Origin of the sequence: Domibacillus aminovorans (genome assembly GCF_001643235.1) — a bacterium.
In the GTDB taxonomy this organism is placed as follows: domain Bacteria; phylum Bacillota; class Bacilli; order Bacillales; family Domibacillaceae; genus Domibacillus; species Domibacillus aminovorans.
Genome location: NZ_LQWY01000030.1, coordinates 1 through 14,746, shown reverse-complemented (window position 1 = coordinate 14,746; position 14,746 = coordinate 1). Strand labels below are relative to the sequence as shown.

The following is a 14,746-nucleotide window of genomic DNA, read 5'->3' as shown; positions in this document are numbered from 1 at the left end:
CTCCTAATTGTTGTTTAATTGTTGCTGTACGTCGCTAATCACATCTTCAAAGGTAGAATGCACATTTTGATAGTTGATGTTTGGACGAGCAATCATAATCGTCTCAATGCCACATTCCAAAGCAGCTTCCAGCTTCTCATCAACCGAACCGACTTTGCCACTTTCCTTCGTAATCATCAAGGTAACATTATATTGTTTGTAAAGTGCTTTATTTAACTCCTTTGAAAACGGACCTTGAATCGCGACGATATTTTTTTGTTCAACGCCAAGTTCCGCGCATTTTTCCATATTATCGATACGCGGCAGCATTCTCGCAATGAGTCTAGTATCCTCAAGACCCACTAATTCTTTTGCAAAAATCTCTAACGTTTTACTACCTGTTGTTAGCATGATAACGCCCCGCTTTGTTGCGGCAAGCTTGGCTGCTTCAGCATAATCATTAACAAGAATTAATTTATCATCTTGGAACCGTTGACTTTCTCGTTCATAGCGAATATAAGGAACATTCGCTTCTTTCGCTCCTTGGAGTGCATTTTTCGAAGCTTCTTCAGCAAACGGGTGACTTGCATCGACGACCGCTTGAAATCCTTTTTCAACAATGAGCGACGCCATATCAACTGCCGTTAGCCGCCCAATTTGAGTGTCTATTCCCGCATCCTGCAAACTTTTCGCTGCTGGTTCCGTCACTACTGTTGCCAAAACTTGCAAACCCGCCTGCTTCATTTCAATCGCTAATTCCCTCGCATCACTTGTGCCCGCCAAGAACAAAATCATTTTGACTTCTCCACCTCGTGGACATGATCATGGTCGTGATGATGATGGTCGTGGTCATGGTCATGGTCGTGATGATGATGATGATCATGGTCATGGTCGTGATGATGGTGATGATGTGCGTGACCATGCTCCTCCGCAAATAAACGATAGTTTTCTAAATCACGAGCTCCACTCGATTTTCCTTCGATCGCTTCCGTTACACGTTCTTTCAAGATCGTTTGTAGTTTCGGATGGTAGCCAAAGTATTCGGCTAAGACAAATTCCTGCTCGGGATATTGCTGTTGATAGCCCGACACCATCTTCTCCATTCGCTCCATTAAAATGCCAGTAAACAGGAAGTACGGTAACATCACCACTTTTTTTGCACCTAGCTTTATACAACGTTCGATTCCTTCATCCACTAGTGGAGCCGTCACACCCATGAAAGCACTTTCGACCCATTTAACATTTAACTTTTCCCAAAGCAAACGGGAGATTTTATAAAAATCACTATTCGCATCCGCGTGACTGCCACCACGACCAATTAACAAAATAGCCGTGTCAGTATGCTCAGCAGACGTATCCAAACCTACTTCCTCAAGACGATCCGTTAAAATCGATAATACTTCTTGATGAACACCAATCGTTTGTCCATATGTAAATTGAACATCTGGATACTTCGTCTTGCCATCCTCGACTTCAGCTGGAATATGCAGTTTTGAATGACCTGCATGCAGCAAAATAATCGGAATGACAATGACTTCTGTAGCCCCTCTGTTTACGCAATTGTCAATCCCTTGTGATATAGTAGGCGACGCAAATTCAAGGAAACATGTTTCAATGAGTAAGCGATCATCCATAGTTGGAATTAATTGTTCAATAAACGCCCTCACTTCTTTATTTCCGGCCTCTAATCGGCTTCCATGTCCAACAAATAATACTGCTTTCATTCGCTATTCTCCCCCTCTTTATTAATCTCCGCATGGTGCTGGCTCTATTTTAATTTTTGGAGCCATATCTTGATATTGATAGCCTTGAATCTTTTTCACACGCTTGAAATATTTAAACAGTCGTTCATTTGGATGCGCGTTTTGTTTGTATTCCTCAACTATATTCGTAATTAATTCGACGAGACGATCTGGTTCGATTCCTTCTGCAACTGGCTGACCTGGATGAGCGGTTCGACCGACTGGCTTTGCACCTAAAAATAAATCAAATTTCCCTTTACGGAAAACGATTCCAATATCGTCAATTACTGCTGTATAACAAGCCATGCCACATCCGTTAAACCCGATGTTAAGCTCCTTCGGCATCTCGATTCCACCAAGCACTTGCTGTAGTTCATCTGCGTAAGGAATCGATTCTGCTTTTTCACCATCACAGAAGTCGCATGCTTTCAGCGTAACAACATCACCGATTGGAGACAGCAAGAAGCCGACTGATTGCAACTTTTCCATAATGCTATCTGGTTCAGTTGTTGGAATTTTTAAAATGATTTTGTGATTCGGCGTGTATTCCATCGTTCCTTTTTCACCAACGACTTCCGCGAGCATCATCATTTGTCTTGGTGTAAATTGCTTATTCGCCACACCCGGACTAACAGCTAGTTCAAACAACGATTCCATTTCTTGTTGAACTAATGGTGGAGTGATAGACTGCGCAGCGCTTTGACCGGACACTCTCGACAAAGCTTCCATCGCTATTTCAAAAGATGTACTCTTTTTCTCAGGCGCAGGCGCTTTCGTCAACAAACCGACAGCCGCTTCTTCATAAGAGCCCTGTGTTAGGCCCGTTTCTTGATCCATCGCCCATGGTTCTGCTTCTTTTTGTAAACGTTGATGCGGTTTCAATGGTTGCTTTTCTGCATTCAGCGTATACTTTCTTTGATAGCCACGAGGTGTAATCATTTTATTGTCATATAAGAACGTCGATGAATTCCCAATCACAACGGTTGTGAGCATACCAATATCATGATTCAACATTTCCGCTAGATTCGTAATCACAATATCCTGACGCTCACGATATGCACTTTTCACTAGCCCTACTGGGGTTTCTGGTGAACGATATTTAAGTAGAATTCTCTGCGTTTCAACAATTTGTCTTGTTCGCCGACCACTTCGTGGATTATAAAGCGCAATGACAAAATCGGCCTGTGCCGCTGCTTCAACTCGTTTGGCAATAAGATCCCACGGTGTTAAGTGATCACTAAGGCTGATTGTACAAGAATCATGCATAATAGGTGCACCCAGCAACGATGCACAAGAGTTAATCGCTGAGATGCCCGGAATAATTTCGATTTCAACGCCTGTTTCTTCTTTCCAGCCCTTTTCGATCAAAACCTCATACACAAGACCTGCCATTCCATAAACCCCTGCATCACCACTTGAAATGACCGCCACTTTCTTGCCATTTTCCGCTTGTTTTACTGCTTCTTGTGCTCTCGATACTTCTTCGGTCATTCCCGTACTGATAACCGTTTGATCTGTCAATAAGTCTTGAATCAGTTCCACATACGTTTTGTAACCAATAATGAAATCACTTTCTTGAAGCGCTTCTACAGCCCGCGTCGTAATATGTTTAAAGTCTCCTGGACCAAATCCAACAACAAATAGTTTCCCTTTTTGTTCCATACAAACATCTCCTTTCATAATTTGTAACAGGATTCTACTTTTTCTTTGAAATCCCTACAAGAGCAGAAGCAGCTGGATTAGGCGACATTTCTCCATTCACAAATTGATACACTTTATGCGTTTCAAGAATAGGTTCGTGCATATCCCGAACAATTTGACGACCAATTTCAGGTGAATCTACTCGATACCAAGTACCCTCTGGATAAGCAATGACAACACAAGCATCTTTACATCTTCCGTTACAACGAGTTCTTGTCGTATGAACCTCTTCATCTAACCCTAGTAAACCAATTTCATCACGAACAGCTTGCGTCACTTCTTCGCCGCCCTTTCTCATACAACTACTCCCGTTGCAGATGAACAGATGAGACTTTGTCCCTTTTAAATTCCATGTTGTCATTTTTTCCTCCTAATGGTTGGAGGGAAATAAAAAAAACCTTCACTCTAAAGAGTCAAGGTTTAAGAAGCATCGTTAATCGAATGAAACAGCAAAAAATGCCAGTCCACACGCTTAATAGCCTCAACCATTCCCTCCGAAAAGTATCGTTCACATTTAAAAGCAGGTCTCCTGGCTTACGCTTCTATTTACTCTTGTCCCTTCCCAGTTTTTAAACCAGTGGTTTTTGACAATTTCATCAGCGTTACAGTAGCGGGGGCTGCATCGGACTTTCACCGATTTCCCTATTATCCCGAGCATGACGCTTCGGGCACTTTTAAATTAATTATTTAATTTTCATTCTTCCATATAAAAATCCAATATTTCTTAACTTAATATAATAATACAATACTTATCATATAATACCTTTCCAAAATTATAAACAGATAAATAATCTTTGAATGTTCACTATACGTGTTTATGGATCAAATTTAAAGGGATTAAATGAATTATTTAACAAACTATTTTTAGTGCAAAATAAAGGGATTATATTTATTCCTTTTGGAAATACTACAATTCGAGCTAAAAACATTTGATGTGGTATCTAGATGGGGGGTGAGAAAGATGGGAAATAGCAAAAAAAGTAATAGAGGCAAAAAAGCTCCTAGTGTAACTCCTCAAGGTTACGGAGATACGGAATTCGCTGAAGAGCCAAAAAGCAAACTGGAAAACGCAGCTAAAAAGAAAAACACAAAATAAATAGAAGCAATCGGCGAATCGCCGATTGCTTCTATTTTTAAGTTGCAGTCCAAGCAAACCACAAATTAATATTGTAACCGAGTTAGCTTTTCTTCTTTACGTCAATTGCCTCTATCTTTAAGGAAGCCCGCTATCCAAATACAACAATTTGATTAATTTGAAGAAGTCTCTTCTATCGTACTTTCCAAATATGTGACTAATTTATCTTTATAAGATAGGAATCCTTTGTATTCGGTGATATCGTCAGCCATGGTAACCAATATATTATTTAATTGTTTCGTCCACTGAGGGTTTTTAGCTATTTCATCTAGTCTAATTAAATGTGTGTGAATACTAAACAAAATTCCATTGCTGCGCGGAAGTCGAAAGAGTTTTTGATCTTCTACTCTGAAATAAACCAATTCTCCTGCATTTTCACTTGTTACGTTATCTTTTTTTACTCCCCATTCATCAAATGCTTCAGGAGATGAATCAAGAATTGGCTCAACAGTCACTGTCCAGTTAAATCGAGTCCACGGCTTTCCAGGTTCCATTCTCATGATAAAATTACGAATTTTCTCAGCTAAACCGCTTGTCGTAAAACGTGATGGCACAGGAAAATGAATAGACATAAAATCCATCCCGAAATCGAAATTAAGCGACCAATTGGCCGGAAAACATAATTGTCCAGCGTCTAAGTACAGATCTCCATCTCTTTGTGCAAGATAAATCAAATCTGCTTGAACATGGCGGCCTATAAAGTCTAACGGCTCATACGGTAAAGTTGAATTATCTCCGAAAGTAAAAGATTGTTCTTCTCCAAGTATGTGATTTTGGAATGTCCACTCATTTCCGTTTTTAACAACACTGAAATAGTGTGGAAAAATGGATGCCATTTCATCCATAGTCATCTCTAAAATTTCCCATTGTGCTTCAAAAGAATGCGGAGCAGATTGATACGTTTGCTCTTTTCTGGTGTCTAGAAGTTCCCTTTTCAGTTTGATTTCTTCAACATATTCAGGAGTAATATCAAGCATAATTGGGGGCTCTAGTGGTTTGGAATTATTAGAAAAGTCATGCGTGTCTCCCTTAAACGGCCATGGGAAACGGTCTGCTATAGGCCGATTTGGAACTTTCACGACTTTTATAGGGGTAGGAGTAGCTTTATCCATTCTTTTTTTCCTCCTTCATAAAATATAAGTGTTTTTTAGAAAACGATAGACATTCTACAAGGAATAGCTCCTTATAGAATGTCTTATCATTACATTATCGGTATATTTTTTTTGTAACTACAGCTGTAACTCAACCTTTAATGAGTCGTTGCATTTCTGCCGCAACTGCTTTTTTGTCGTCTGCACCTGTGATGCCCCCGCCTACGATAACAAGATCTGGTTGTGCTTCAATAACACCTGGAAGTGTTTCTAATTTAATGCCGCCTGCTACAGCTGTTTTCGCATTTTTCACGACACTTTTGATTGTTTTAAGTTGTTCAAACGGTGTTTCACCTGCAGCTTGAAGATCGTAACCTGTATGCACACAGATGTAATCTACGCCAAGTGCGTCTACTTCTTGTGCGCGTTTTGCAAGGTCTTTAATGTTGATCATGTCGATCAAGATTTCAGAACCGTGTTTTTTCGCTTCTTCTACAGCACCTTTAATTGTTGCATCATCTGTTGCGCCAAGAACTGTTACGATACCTGCGCCTGCTTCTGATGCTTTCATTACTTCATAACCGCCCGCGTCCATAACTTTCAAGTCCGCAAGAACTGTTAAGTTAGGGAATGCTTCTTTCATTTCTTTTACAGCACGAAGGCCTTCGTTAATAACAACGGGTGTGCCGATTTCAACGACATCAATGAATTGTTCTACTTCTTTCACGACAGCGATACCTTCTGGGATGTTGACAAGATCAAGTGCTAATTGTAATTTCATGAATATGTCACTCCTTCTAATTGATTTGTTAGTTTTTTACTAATTTAATGCTACACTCATTGTGATCCAACTTTTCTTTTCGTCAATTGCCTCTGCCTTTCCGGCCAAGATTAGAGTTACGATTTGCCCCTTTCATTGGATCTTCCCCATCAGCAAATTCTACAGAGTAATCTGCTTCCGCAACATTTTTTTTCGGGGTCTTAGCATATTTTTCTACAGCATTTCTTTCAGCTTTACGCTTAACCATCTAATCATCTCCCTTTCGATTATAATGAACCACCGATAGCTTTCCCGGTTCTTACGTTCATATTCACTCGAGAAATGAAAGGATGCCACTCTCATGTCTGTTTGTAAAACAAATAAAAACAACGCAAGTCTCCATACACTGAAACCCGCACTGTTTTTGATTTTGCCCTTACAACTTCTGGAAATAATTGATTATAAATCTTTAACTTTTGGTAAACAAACAAAAAATGTTCCCTTATTATCTCTTTAAATGCTTTTACAGCAGCTTTCGCTAACACCTGCAGCACCAAATACAACAATTCTTTCGTCATATCCGTACAGCTCCATTTCATAAGAAAAAGCCGCCTCAAGAGATTCCTCGTTGAGACGGCTTTCATTCATCTTACATTTAAAAGTGGTTCGTTTAAATTAAGCTGTAACTGCACCTTTAATGAGTCGTTGCATTTCTGCCGCAACTGCTTGTTTGTCGTCTGCGCCTGTGATGCCGCCGCCTACGATAACAAGATCCGGTTGTGCTGCAATAACACCTGGAAGTGTTTCCAATTTAATGCCGCCTGCTACTGCTGTTTTCGCATTTTTCACGACACTTTTGATTGTGTTAAGTTGTTCAAACGGTGTTTCACCTGCAGCTTGAAGATCGTAACCTGTATGTACACANNNGCTACCATTACTTCATAACCGCCTGCATCCATTACTTTCAAGTCTGCAAGAACTGTTAAGTTAGGGAATGCTTCTTTCATTTCTTTTACTGCACGAAGGCCTTCGTTAATAATAACCGGTGTGCCGATTTCAACGACATCAACGAATTGTTCTACTTCTTTAACTACTGCGATACCTTCTGGAATGTTGACAAGATCAAGTGCTAATTGTAATTTCATGGATATGTCTCTCCTTCTAATGGTTTGTTAGTTTTTTACTAATTTGATGCTATACTTATTATATGTGCCAATGTTTAGAAAATAAAGTACGCACTTTATTATCAAATAGTGTCAAGAAGTATACTATAAAATTTAATAAATGATTTCCTTCCTCATTTTAGATTTTCTAAGCTGATGATTGAGGATACACAAATATGAGCGATAGATGCAAAAAAACCACACCCGTCGTCCAACGGATGCAGTAAATGTGAGGGGGCCATCACTGACCCATAATGTAGTGTATACATGAGATTGACTTCCGAAACGGCATAAGCCCCCTATAGCTGCATAAACCGGAAATTTAGTCCAAGTGTGCCAAAATCAACATACTAATGTAAAAGACCTTCGAGCATCCGTGTAAAGCGTGCACGAAGGTCTTTTCTTTTACACTATGCTTACTTATACCGATGGCATTTCGTTAAAGAAAGCTACATCCTCGATAGGAAGACGTGTAGTCGGATGTCCAGGCTTCATTGCTTTACCGATAGCAATGAGCATAACCGACTCGTACTGTTCTGAGATGCCAAACGCTTCAACGAACTTTGTTTTATCGTACCCTCCCATCGGAACGGTGTCGTAACCTCTGGCTCGGGCGACAAGCATGAGCTGCATCGAAATAAGGCCTCCATCCGTGTATACGATTTGGCGAGCCACTTCAGGTGGCAAGCTTGAGTACGTGCCGACCGTACGCTCGATGAATGATTTAGCCGTATCCTCAGGCATAAAGCCTGATTCGACTGCCTGTCCGTAAATTTTCTCAGCTTTCTTGTAGCTTTCCACGTCGCCGAGCACAGCGATAACAGCCGACGCGTCGACTACCTGTTGTTGGTTGAACGCGATCGGCAGGAGCTTTTGCTTCAGCTCCGGTGTATCGATTACTAGAAAACGCCATGGTTGCAGATTCGAAGACGAAGGAGCCAATGTTGCTTGCTCCAGTATTTCGTTCATTTCTTCGCGCGAGATCTGCACTGATGGGTCATACGTACGAACGGAACGACGTTCCCGAATAACATCGAAGAAGGTTTGCTGTTCGATCGTATTGGTGGTTTGTGTATTTGACATTATAATTCCTCCAGTAATTGTATTTTACAACCTCCCTAAACCGACCATTTTAAGGAAATTTCTTATATAGCAAAGGTTTTAACCTTGGCGTGGAAATGGTGATAAAGGTGGTACTATCTCTATAGATTAAAATATTTTCTCTATCTCTTTTTCCTTATTCATCATAACAGATTTTTGGTAAGGATCAGAATTCAGTATTATTTTAATTCCATCCTACATTACTATTTCTTAACTGATTGAGCAAATGATGTGTTTGAAACCTTCTCGATACACATAATCAATAAATGTTTGTACTTTCGCTGGAATTGTTAAGTTCCATAATGGGAACGCGAAAAAAACTACATCGGCAGCTGTTAACACATCCATTGCTTTTTGTTTAGCAGCTAAAATACGTTACTCGACGTCTAATAAATCTTCTGCGTTTTGCATTTTTCCAAAAGCGTTGAATACGTCTTAACCGAAGTAAGGCATATCGTCTGCGAACACGTCGAAAGTTGTTACATTAAGACCTTGTACATCTTTTACTTCTTCCATAAATGTTTCATACATTTTGCTTGATACAGCTTCTGCAGCTGGACGGTTCGTTAATCGTTCGACTTTTTTGTTTTTTCAACACTTGTCACTTACAAAAGGAACGTATATTTGATTATAATGGACGTATAAAGTGAGGGGGGACTGACACCCTGGTATAATTAGGTGAAATATAGAAAATAGAGATGGTGATCGAACATGACGGTAGGGATCAATGAATCTGAGAGTTGTCCACTCTGCGGTAAAAGCAATCATTGCTGCAATTCTAAAGATAAATCAATAGGAATATGTTGGTGTCACGAAGAAGTCTTTCCAAAAGAGATTTTTGACCTAGTATCACCTGATCAATTAAGAAAAACGTGCATATGCAAAAACTGTCTAGAGCAGTTTAAGAAAAAAGGGTAGATAGACAAGTTTTTAAATTACATTAGGCATCTGGTCTAATCTTTGCTTGGGCATACGAAAAGACTCATTCAGTCATTCCTGGCATCATCATTCATGGCACTTTTAATGCCATTGCTATTATTCTTACTGCATTTGCGTAAATTACGAAAACATTCACCAAAAGGGCGTAAAGGCTAATTGCGTTTGTTCCGTTTAGTTTAGTTGGAGTAGAGATAATCGAGCCATTGAGCGACGACGGCTATACCAGCATGATGATTTATGTATTCTACATTCATTCCTTCGTCGGGGCATGATTGCTTGCCATAATAGCAACGTCTCTTGCTGGGCAATTTTGAGAAAAAAGCAGGAGTTATTACGGGTGCCGTCGTATTCAGTCACTGGATTCTTGATGCATGTCTTTTGCTACTTCCCACAGTTGATCGATATCTCCTTCCACTACTGTTGAAGTAGGTGTTAACTGATATTTTAATCCCTTTTCCTCTTTAGAATGAGGAAAAAGACGATTTTCTATGTTTTTTAAATGTATCCAGTTCATAAAAAAAGTATGATACGTTGATCTACAAGATGGTTTAGTATGTAATTTTACCAATGATTTTCATGTTTTCCGCATCCTTTGAAAAATCTTCATTTTCCTCATTTACCTAATCAATAAAAATAAAAGCAGGAGTCATACAGAACGAAGAAAATAAACCCAGAATAATTACAGCCTGCTTTCACATAATAAAAAAGCTTTTTCAAAACAAGAAGAAGGAGGAGGATGGTTAGTGAATAATCGAAACGGCATGCTTAGCTCTATGTTATCACTAGGTGCAATAGGTGCGGCTATTTTTGGAATAGCAAGAGGATTGCGCAGTGGAACTTTCCAGCCGTTCCTGCAAACCATTATGAGTTCCATGACTGGGTCCGCAGCCCAACAAGTTCCACAGGCTGCGCAGGGAATGATGAATGGACAGGCTACGCAGGGAATGATGAACGGACAGGCTACACAAAAAATGGCACAGCCCCTTCAAGGAATGATGAATAACCAAGCTTCTCAACAGCAATCATCAAATCAAACACCGAACAATGTCAAATAAAGTGTAAGTAATAAATCAAATTAAAACAGCTTAGCTTATAGACACGGCCTGTATCAAGGCCGTTCTATAAGCTTTTTATTTTTTCAATTAAGTATCCACCTTCCTCTTTTTATCCATACTAACGATATTCATCAAGGAAAGGTTGACGTCATGATACGCAAAATATTCGTGTCTGTTATTATTTTCTCTTTCTTTATCGTCGGTCTAGGCTGGTATTTGTTGATTACGCCCGCAAAAGATCTAAATAAAGTTTCCATCACGGCAGCTCCCAAACCAGTAGTCGTATTAGTAATCGATTCCCTAATGGATCAGCCGTTGAAAAAAGCAATGGATGAAGGGAAAGCGCCCGCACTCGAATTTTTAATGAAACATGGACAGTATCTTCCTGAAGTGGTCAGCTCTTACCCCACGATGTCCGTGACCATTGACAGTACTCTTTTAACAGGTACTTACGCTGATAAGCATAAGATCCCAGGTCTTAGCTGGTTTAAGCAAGATGAAAACCGTCTCATTAGTTATGGAGGCGGAAAAAGCGAAATGTGGAACCTCGGCATAAAAAATGTAGTAAGAGATGGCCTGATCGAGTTAAACGAGACGCATTTAAACAAGAGTACACCTACCATTTATGAGGAGCTGACGAAAAGTCATATTCAATCCGCTTCTATAAATGGTCTGATCCATCGTGGAGATCATACTCATCGTTTACATATTCCAACACTTGTTTCAGGGATGAACCTTTTGCCACACGACGTAGAAGTAAACGGACCGGCCCTTCTATCCATTGGGAGCTTGTCACAATTCAATCCGGAAAATGACCAGTATAATTATGTGTGGCAATCGATGGGCATCAATAATCAATTCACGTCAAATGAGCTGACATACTTCATTCAAAAAGATAAATTGCCTGCCTTCACTCTTGCCTATTTCCCGAACCTAGATCAGCAAGTTCATGAACATGGGCCAAAGGAACAGAAAGGGATTGAAGAAGTGGATAAACAGCTTCAGACGATTTTGAACGCCTACTCATCATGGGATGACGCGATTCAAAAAGCCATTTGGATTGTGCATGGCGACAGCGGGCAATCCGCTATTATAAAGGATCGCAATAAGGCGCTGATTGATTTAAACACGTTACTGGATGAATATACCTTTTGGAACCCGGATCAACCGTCTAACAAGGAACTGGCTTTAGCTGTCAATGAACGGATGGCGTACATTTATATACAAGATGAAAGGATTGAGATATCTGACATTACATCGAAATTAAAAACGGATTCCAGAATTGATTTTATTGCTTGGAAAAAGGACAATATCAGCCATGTACTGGCGGAAGGATCCGATAAACCATTTACCTTTTCACCTAACGGCCCATACACAGATCAGTATGGACAATCCTGGGATTTGAAAGGAGATCGTTCTGTTTTGGATTTATCCGTCAATGAACAAAATGAAATCAACTATGATGATTACCCTGATGCCCTTGCAAGACTATATGGAGCACTTCATTCACACGAAGGCCAATATATCATCGTTGATGCAAAACCCGGGTATGAATTTGTCGGAACACATAGCCCCAATCACGCTGGGGGAGCAGCTCATGGATCCTTACACAAAATAGATTCTGAGGTACCCCTGATTATCACGGGAACAGATCAGGCACCTAAGCACCAGCGGTTAGTCGATTTTAAAGACTGGCTAGTAGAACTGACAAAATAACGCCTATATTTTTTATAAGATGGAACAAAAGCGAGGATGATTTTGTTCCATCTTTATTTTGAATTCATAATAAGAGGAGGTAAATTTTGGATCAAACATGGCTTTCTATTATTCCATTTATGATCGTCATCGCGATGTCTATCTGGCTTAAAAATATCCTGCCCGGGCTTGTGGTAGGCATTCTCATTGGTTCCATAATCGTGTCAGGCGGATTGCTGGCTGGTATTGAGCAATCTGTTTCTTACATTGTTACAACCCTCTCAGATGAAACAAATATCAAAATCATCGGGTTTTTATATTTATTTAGCGGTCTCGTTGGAATGATGAATATTGCAGGCGGAATTAAAGGTTTTTCGGAGTGGGCTGGTACGAGGATTAAAACGGAAAGGAGCCTTCTGGTCTTTATTTGGATTACCATCCCTTTTACGTTCATGATGCCGATGTTTCGGATTATGATGATTGGACCGATTATTAAGTCCTTAATTAAAAAAATGCACCTCTCCAAGCAAAAAGTAGGGATGACACTCGATATTTCTACTGAGTCTGTCATCGTACTGCTGCCGGTTGCGACGGCTTTTGTCGGGTTTATGGTTTCTTTGGTTGAGGGTGGAATCAGTGGCCTTAACCTTGGCATGTCCCCTTATGAAGTGTTCTTATTAAGTATTTTGTTTAACTTTTATGCGATCGTTATGCTGCTTATTGGGATTGCGCAGACATTTTGGCCGCATAAAAGGACGGGCCTCAGCAATAAGAAAATCCATTCAGACCTTGAAGAAAAAGAACATGAGTTTCACCGGATGGGGATTAGGAAAGAATTATCGCTCGTTAAAGCGCAGCCATGGCATTTGATTTTCCCGGTATTTTTGCTGCTGGCACTTTCACTCTATCTGTTATGGCAGGACGGTATGACACAAGGAGCTAACACCATTTTTGAAGCCTTTTCAATGGCGGATGCTACATTTGTGATGCTGCTGGCTGTTTTTATTACTCTCGTATTAACGTTTATTTTTTACATAATCAGACGCGTAAAGATGAATGAAATTCTCTATCATTTTTACGATGGCAGCAATCAAATGATGGAAGCAATCAGCCTGCTCATTCTCATTTGGGCATTAACACTGGCTGCTGAGGATCTTGGTTTTTCCGTGTTTATCGGCGGCTCACTCGGAAGCTTTCTGCCTGCTTTTCTGACTCCTGCTACCGTTTTTGTGCTTGGTTCTATCGTCGGTTATTTTATTGGAAGCTCTTGGGGAACCTGGGGACTGTTTATGCCATTGGGAATTACACTGGCTGTTTCAACGAATGCATCCATTCCTTTAACAGTCGGCGCTGTCTTTGCAAGCGGCGCATTCGGGGCAATCACCTCCCCTCTTGGTGATACGACCATTACGACTGCCTCCATTTTGGATATGGACCTTGTTGACTATGCCCGCTATAAATTGAAGGTTTCAGCTATTGGAGGAGTAATAGCAGCTGTATTATTTGTTGTAAGCAGCTTTTTCGTTTCTTGAAAAAGCTGCCGGCACACTTGCTGAAGGTTCATATAAAAACTCCCGCTATTGATTCGATAGCAGGAGTTTTTGTTTATTCAGTTCGATCCCTACACCGCCTTCAGCTTCCTCTTTATTATTATCGCAACATTTTCAAGAGTAATGACAACAGCAAGGATAAAATAGGTGATGGTTCCGATTTCCCTCATATCTAAATAAAAGCTGCTAGCCATGAACATGTCGTATCTGATTCCTCCGACTCCTGCAGCTGCTCCCGTGGCGATTGCTACCGCAAAGTTAATTTCAAAGCGGAGGAACGTCTAGGAAATCATATAAGTGATGGATGAAGAAATGACCGCTTGAAAGACAATTTGCCACCAATTGGCGCCGCTTGCCTGCAGGGCTTCAATCACTCCTTGATCCAATTTTTCGAATGACTCTGAATACGCCTTGATTTAGTAGCCGATGGAATGAAAGGTCATGCCAATTACTGCAGCTGAGCTCCTAAACCGGCGGCAACCGTGAATATCAGCACCCATAGCACAGTCGGCACCGCTCTAATAAAATCAACCATTCCCTTTATCATTATCAAAACCCGTTTTGATGACAGGTTCACAGCTGCCAGCAATCCAAAAAGGACAGCAATGATCGCGCCAAACAAAATGGTTAAAAAGAAAGGCAAGCCCGAGTGTTACAAATACTTGTTGAACCACCCGCCACTTAGAACGCTTAAGAGTTGCTTGAAGTGGGGGATTCCTAAGATCACCAACGTGTCCGTCAGTTATTGATTAGGCTATCCCCGCAGTTCCTGCGGTTAGAAGTCTTAATGCTTCATTTTTAAGATTTTGTCCTGCGTTAATATCTCTATCGTGAT

Annotated in this window: 16 protein-coding genes, 3 pseudogenes and 1 riboswitch; of the genes and pseudogenes, 6 read left to right on the top strand and 13 right to left on the bottom strand. The window is 40.4% G+C overall.

The genetic code is table 11. The annotated features are described in order from the left end of the window. Window positions 1–3: 3 nt before the first annotated feature. Genes cobK through AWH49_RS11185 form a run of 4 tightly spaced genes read right to left on the bottom strand, consistent with a single transcriptional unit; the run spans window position 4 to window position 3,783 of the window. Window positions 4–774: a precorrin-6A reductase gene (cobK, locus tag AWH49_RS11200; RefSeq protein WP_063965774.1), complete on the bottom strand. Its 771-nt coding sequence runs from the start codon at window positions 772–774 to the stop codon at window positions 4–6. After that, window positions 771–1,703, bottom strand: a complete 933-nt coding sequence (locus tag AWH49_RS11195) for a sirohydrochlorin chelatase (protein WP_063965773.1) — start codon at window positions 1,701–1,703, stop codon at window positions 771–773. Before AWH49_RS11195 ends, cobK begins: the two co-directional genes overlap by 4 nt. Before the next feature lie 21 nt (window positions 1,704–1,724). Further along, complete coding sequence (cobJ, locus tag AWH49_RS11190; protein ID WP_063965772.1) at window positions 1,725–3,383, bottom strand: precorrin-3B C(17)-methyltransferase; 1,659 nt, start codon at window positions 3,381–3,383, stop codon at window positions 1,725–1,727. Between the two features lie 34 nt (window positions 3,384–3,417). Next, entirely contained in the window at window positions 3,418–3,783 is a 366-nt protein-coding gene (locus AWH49_RS11185; RefSeq protein ID WP_018393629.1) for a (2Fe-2S) ferredoxin domain-containing protein, read from the bottom strand. A 141-nt stretch (window positions 3,784–3,924) separates the two neighbouring features. Next, window positions 3,925–4,113, bottom strand: a riboswitch (cobalamin riboswitch). A gap of 270 nt (window positions 4,114–4,383) precedes the next feature. Here AWH49_RS11185 and sspL point away from each other — a divergent pair. Next, window positions 4,384–4,518 (top strand): small, acid-soluble spore protein L, encoded by a 135-nt coding sequence (gene sspL / locus AWH49_RS11180; RefSeq protein ID WP_018393630.1) that lies wholly within the window; start codon window positions 4,384–4,386, stop codon window positions 4,516–4,518. Window positions 4,519–4,670: 152 nt separating this feature from the next. Here the strand turns inward: sspL and AWH49_RS11175 are convergent, their stop codons facing one another. From AWH49_RS11175 to AWH49_RS19245, 7 genes and pseudogenes are all read right to left on the bottom strand, one after another. Beyond that, window positions 4,671–5,669 carry a heme-dependent oxidative N-demethylase family protein gene (locus AWH49_RS11175; RefSeq protein ID WP_063965771.1) on the bottom strand — a complete coding sequence of 333 codons (999 nt, stop codon included), beginning with the start codon at window positions 5,667–5,669 and terminating at the stop codon, window positions 4,671–4,673. A gap of 130 nt (window positions 5,670–5,799) precedes the next feature. Then, a complete protein-coding gene (hxlA, locus tag AWH49_RS11170; protein ID WP_063965770.1) occupies window positions 5,800–6,429 on the bottom strand; it encodes a 3-hexulose-6-phosphate synthase in 630 nt (209 codons plus the stop codon). Window positions 6,430–6,511: 82 nt separating this feature from the next. Continuing rightward, the gene (locus AWH49_RS20390) at window positions 6,512–6,676 is read right to left on the bottom strand and encodes a hypothetical protein (protein WP_169815993.1); all 165 of its coding nucleotides are present in this window, start codon (window positions 6,674–6,676) and stop codon (window positions 6,512–6,514) included. 91 nt (window positions 6,677–6,767) lie between these two features. Beyond that, window positions 6,768–6,986 carry a hypothetical protein gene (locus AWH49_RS11165; RefSeq protein ID WP_157723717.1) on the bottom strand — a complete coding sequence of 73 codons (219 nt, stop codon included), beginning with the start codon at window positions 6,984–6,986 and terminating at the stop codon, window positions 6,768–6,770. Window positions 6,987–7,083: 97 nt separating this feature from the next. Continuing rightward, a pseudogene (locus AWH49_RS11160) lies at window positions 7,084–7,553 on the bottom strand (orotidine 5'-phosphate decarboxylase / HUMPS family protein). Between the two features lie 438 nt (window positions 7,554–7,991). Further along, window positions 7,992–8,654, bottom strand: a complete 663-nt coding sequence (locus AWH49_RS11155; RefSeq protein ID WP_063965768.1) for a nitroreductase family protein — start codon at window positions 8,652–8,654, stop codon at window positions 7,992–7,994. A gap of 255 nt (window positions 8,655–8,909) precedes the next feature. Continuing rightward, a pseudogene (locus tag AWH49_RS19245) lies at window positions 8,910–9,203 on the bottom strand (NAD(P)H-dependent oxidoreductase); the annotation flags it as partial. A gap of 180 nt (window positions 9,204–9,383) precedes the next feature. Here AWH49_RS19245 and AWH49_RS19240 point away from each other — a divergent pair. After that, window positions 9,384–9,590 (top strand): cysteine-rich CWC family protein, encoded by a 207-nt coding sequence (locus AWH49_RS19240; RefSeq protein WP_082862796.1) that lies wholly within the window; start codon window positions 9,384–9,386, stop codon window positions 9,588–9,590. Window positions 9,591–9,628: 38 nt separating this feature from the next. Beyond that, a complete protein-coding gene (locus AWH49_RS19735; RefSeq protein ID WP_157723719.1) occupies window positions 9,629–9,730 on the top strand; it encodes a CPBP family glutamic-type intramembrane protease in 102 nt (33 codons plus the stop codon). A 230-nt stretch (window positions 9,731–9,960) separates the two neighbouring features. Here the strand turns inward: AWH49_RS19735 and AWH49_RS19235 are convergent, their stop codons facing one another. Beyond that, window positions 9,961–10,125, bottom strand: a complete 165-nt coding sequence (locus AWH49_RS19235) for a thiamine-binding protein (protein WP_082862798.1) — start codon at window positions 10,123–10,125, stop codon at window positions 9,961–9,963. 229 nt (window positions 10,126–10,354) lie between these two features. On the opposite strand from AWH49_RS19235, the gene AWH49_RS11150 reads away from it, so the two are divergent. From AWH49_RS11150 to AWH49_RS11140, 3 genes are all read left to right on the top strand, one after another. Beyond that, entirely contained in the window at window positions 10,355–10,666 is a 312-nt protein-coding gene (locus tag AWH49_RS11150; protein WP_063965767.1) for a hypothetical protein, read from the top strand. Between the two features lie 150 nt (window positions 10,667–10,816). Beyond that, on the top strand, window positions 10,817–12,382 hold the full coding sequence (locus tag AWH49_RS11145) for an alkaline phosphatase family protein (protein ID WP_063965766.1): 1,566 nt from the start codon (window positions 10,817–10,819) through the stop codon (window positions 12,380–12,382). 86 nt (window positions 12,383–12,468) lie between these two features. Continuing rightward, the gene (locus tag AWH49_RS11140; RefSeq protein WP_082862795.1) at window positions 12,469–13,893 is read left to right on the top strand and encodes a Na+/H+ antiporter NhaC family protein; all 1,425 of its coding nucleotides are present in this window, start codon (window positions 12,469–12,471) and stop codon (window positions 13,891–13,893) included. Window positions 13,894–13,982: 89 nt separating this feature from the next. Here AWH49_RS11140 and AWH49_RS20765 read toward each other — a convergent pair. Continuing rightward, window positions 13,983–14,576: pseudogene (locus AWH49_RS20765) on the bottom strand (PhnE/PtxC family ABC transporter permease); the annotation flags it as partial. Between the last annotated feature and the right edge of the window lie 170 nt (window positions 14,577–14,746).

Bases quoted from the DNA above. Each gene is read 5' to 3' on its own strand.
- AWH49_RS11175 (WP_063965771.1), bottom strand. From the start codon at position 5,669: ATGGATAAAGCTACTCCTACCCCTATAAAAGTCGTGAAAGTTCCAAAT.
- cobK (WP_063965774.1), bottom strand. From the start codon at position 774: ATGATTTTGTTCTTGGCGGGCACAAGTGATGCGAGGGAATTAGCGATT.
- sspL (WP_018393630.1), top strand. From the start codon at position 4,384: ATGGGAAATAGCAAAAAAAGTAATAGAGGCAAAAAAGCTCCTAGTGTA.
- AWH49_RS11165 (WP_157723717.1), bottom strand. From the start codon at position 6,986: ATGACGAAAGAATTGTTGTATTTGGTGCTGCAGGTGTTAGCGAAAGCT.
- hxlA (WP_063965770.1), bottom strand. From the start codon at position 6,429: ATGAAATTACAATTAGCACTTGATCTTGTCAACATCCCAGAAGGTATC.
- AWH49_RS11185 (WP_018393629.1), bottom strand. From the start codon at position 3,783: ATGACAACATGGAATTTAAAAGGGACAAAGTCTCATCTGTTCATCTGC.
- AWH49_RS19235 (WP_082862798.1), bottom strand. From the start codon at position 10,125: ATGAACTGGATACATTTAAAAAACATAGAAAATCGTCTTTTTCCTCAT.
- AWH49_RS11195 (WP_063965773.1), bottom strand. From the start codon at position 1,703: ATGAAAGCAGTATTATTTGTTGGACATGGAAGCCGATTAGAGGCCGGA.
- AWH49_RS11145 (WP_063965766.1), top strand. From the start codon at position 10,817: ATGATACGCAAAATATTCGTGTCTGTTATTATTTTCTCTTTCTTTATC.
- AWH49_RS19240 (WP_082862796.1), top strand. From the start codon at position 9,384: ATGACGGTAGGGATCAATGAATCTGAGAGTTGTCCACTCTGCGGTAAA.
- AWH49_RS11155 (WP_063965768.1), bottom strand. From the start codon at position 8,654: ATGTCAAATACACAAACCACCAATACGATCGAACAGCAAACCTTCTTC.
- AWH49_RS20390 (WP_169815993.1), bottom strand. From the start codon at position 6,676: ATGGTTAAGCGTAAAGCTGAAAGAAATGCTGTAGAAAAATATGCTAAG.
- cobJ (WP_063965772.1), bottom strand. From the start codon at position 3,383: ATGGAACAAAAAGGGAAACTATTTGTTGTTGGATTTGGTCCAGGAGAC.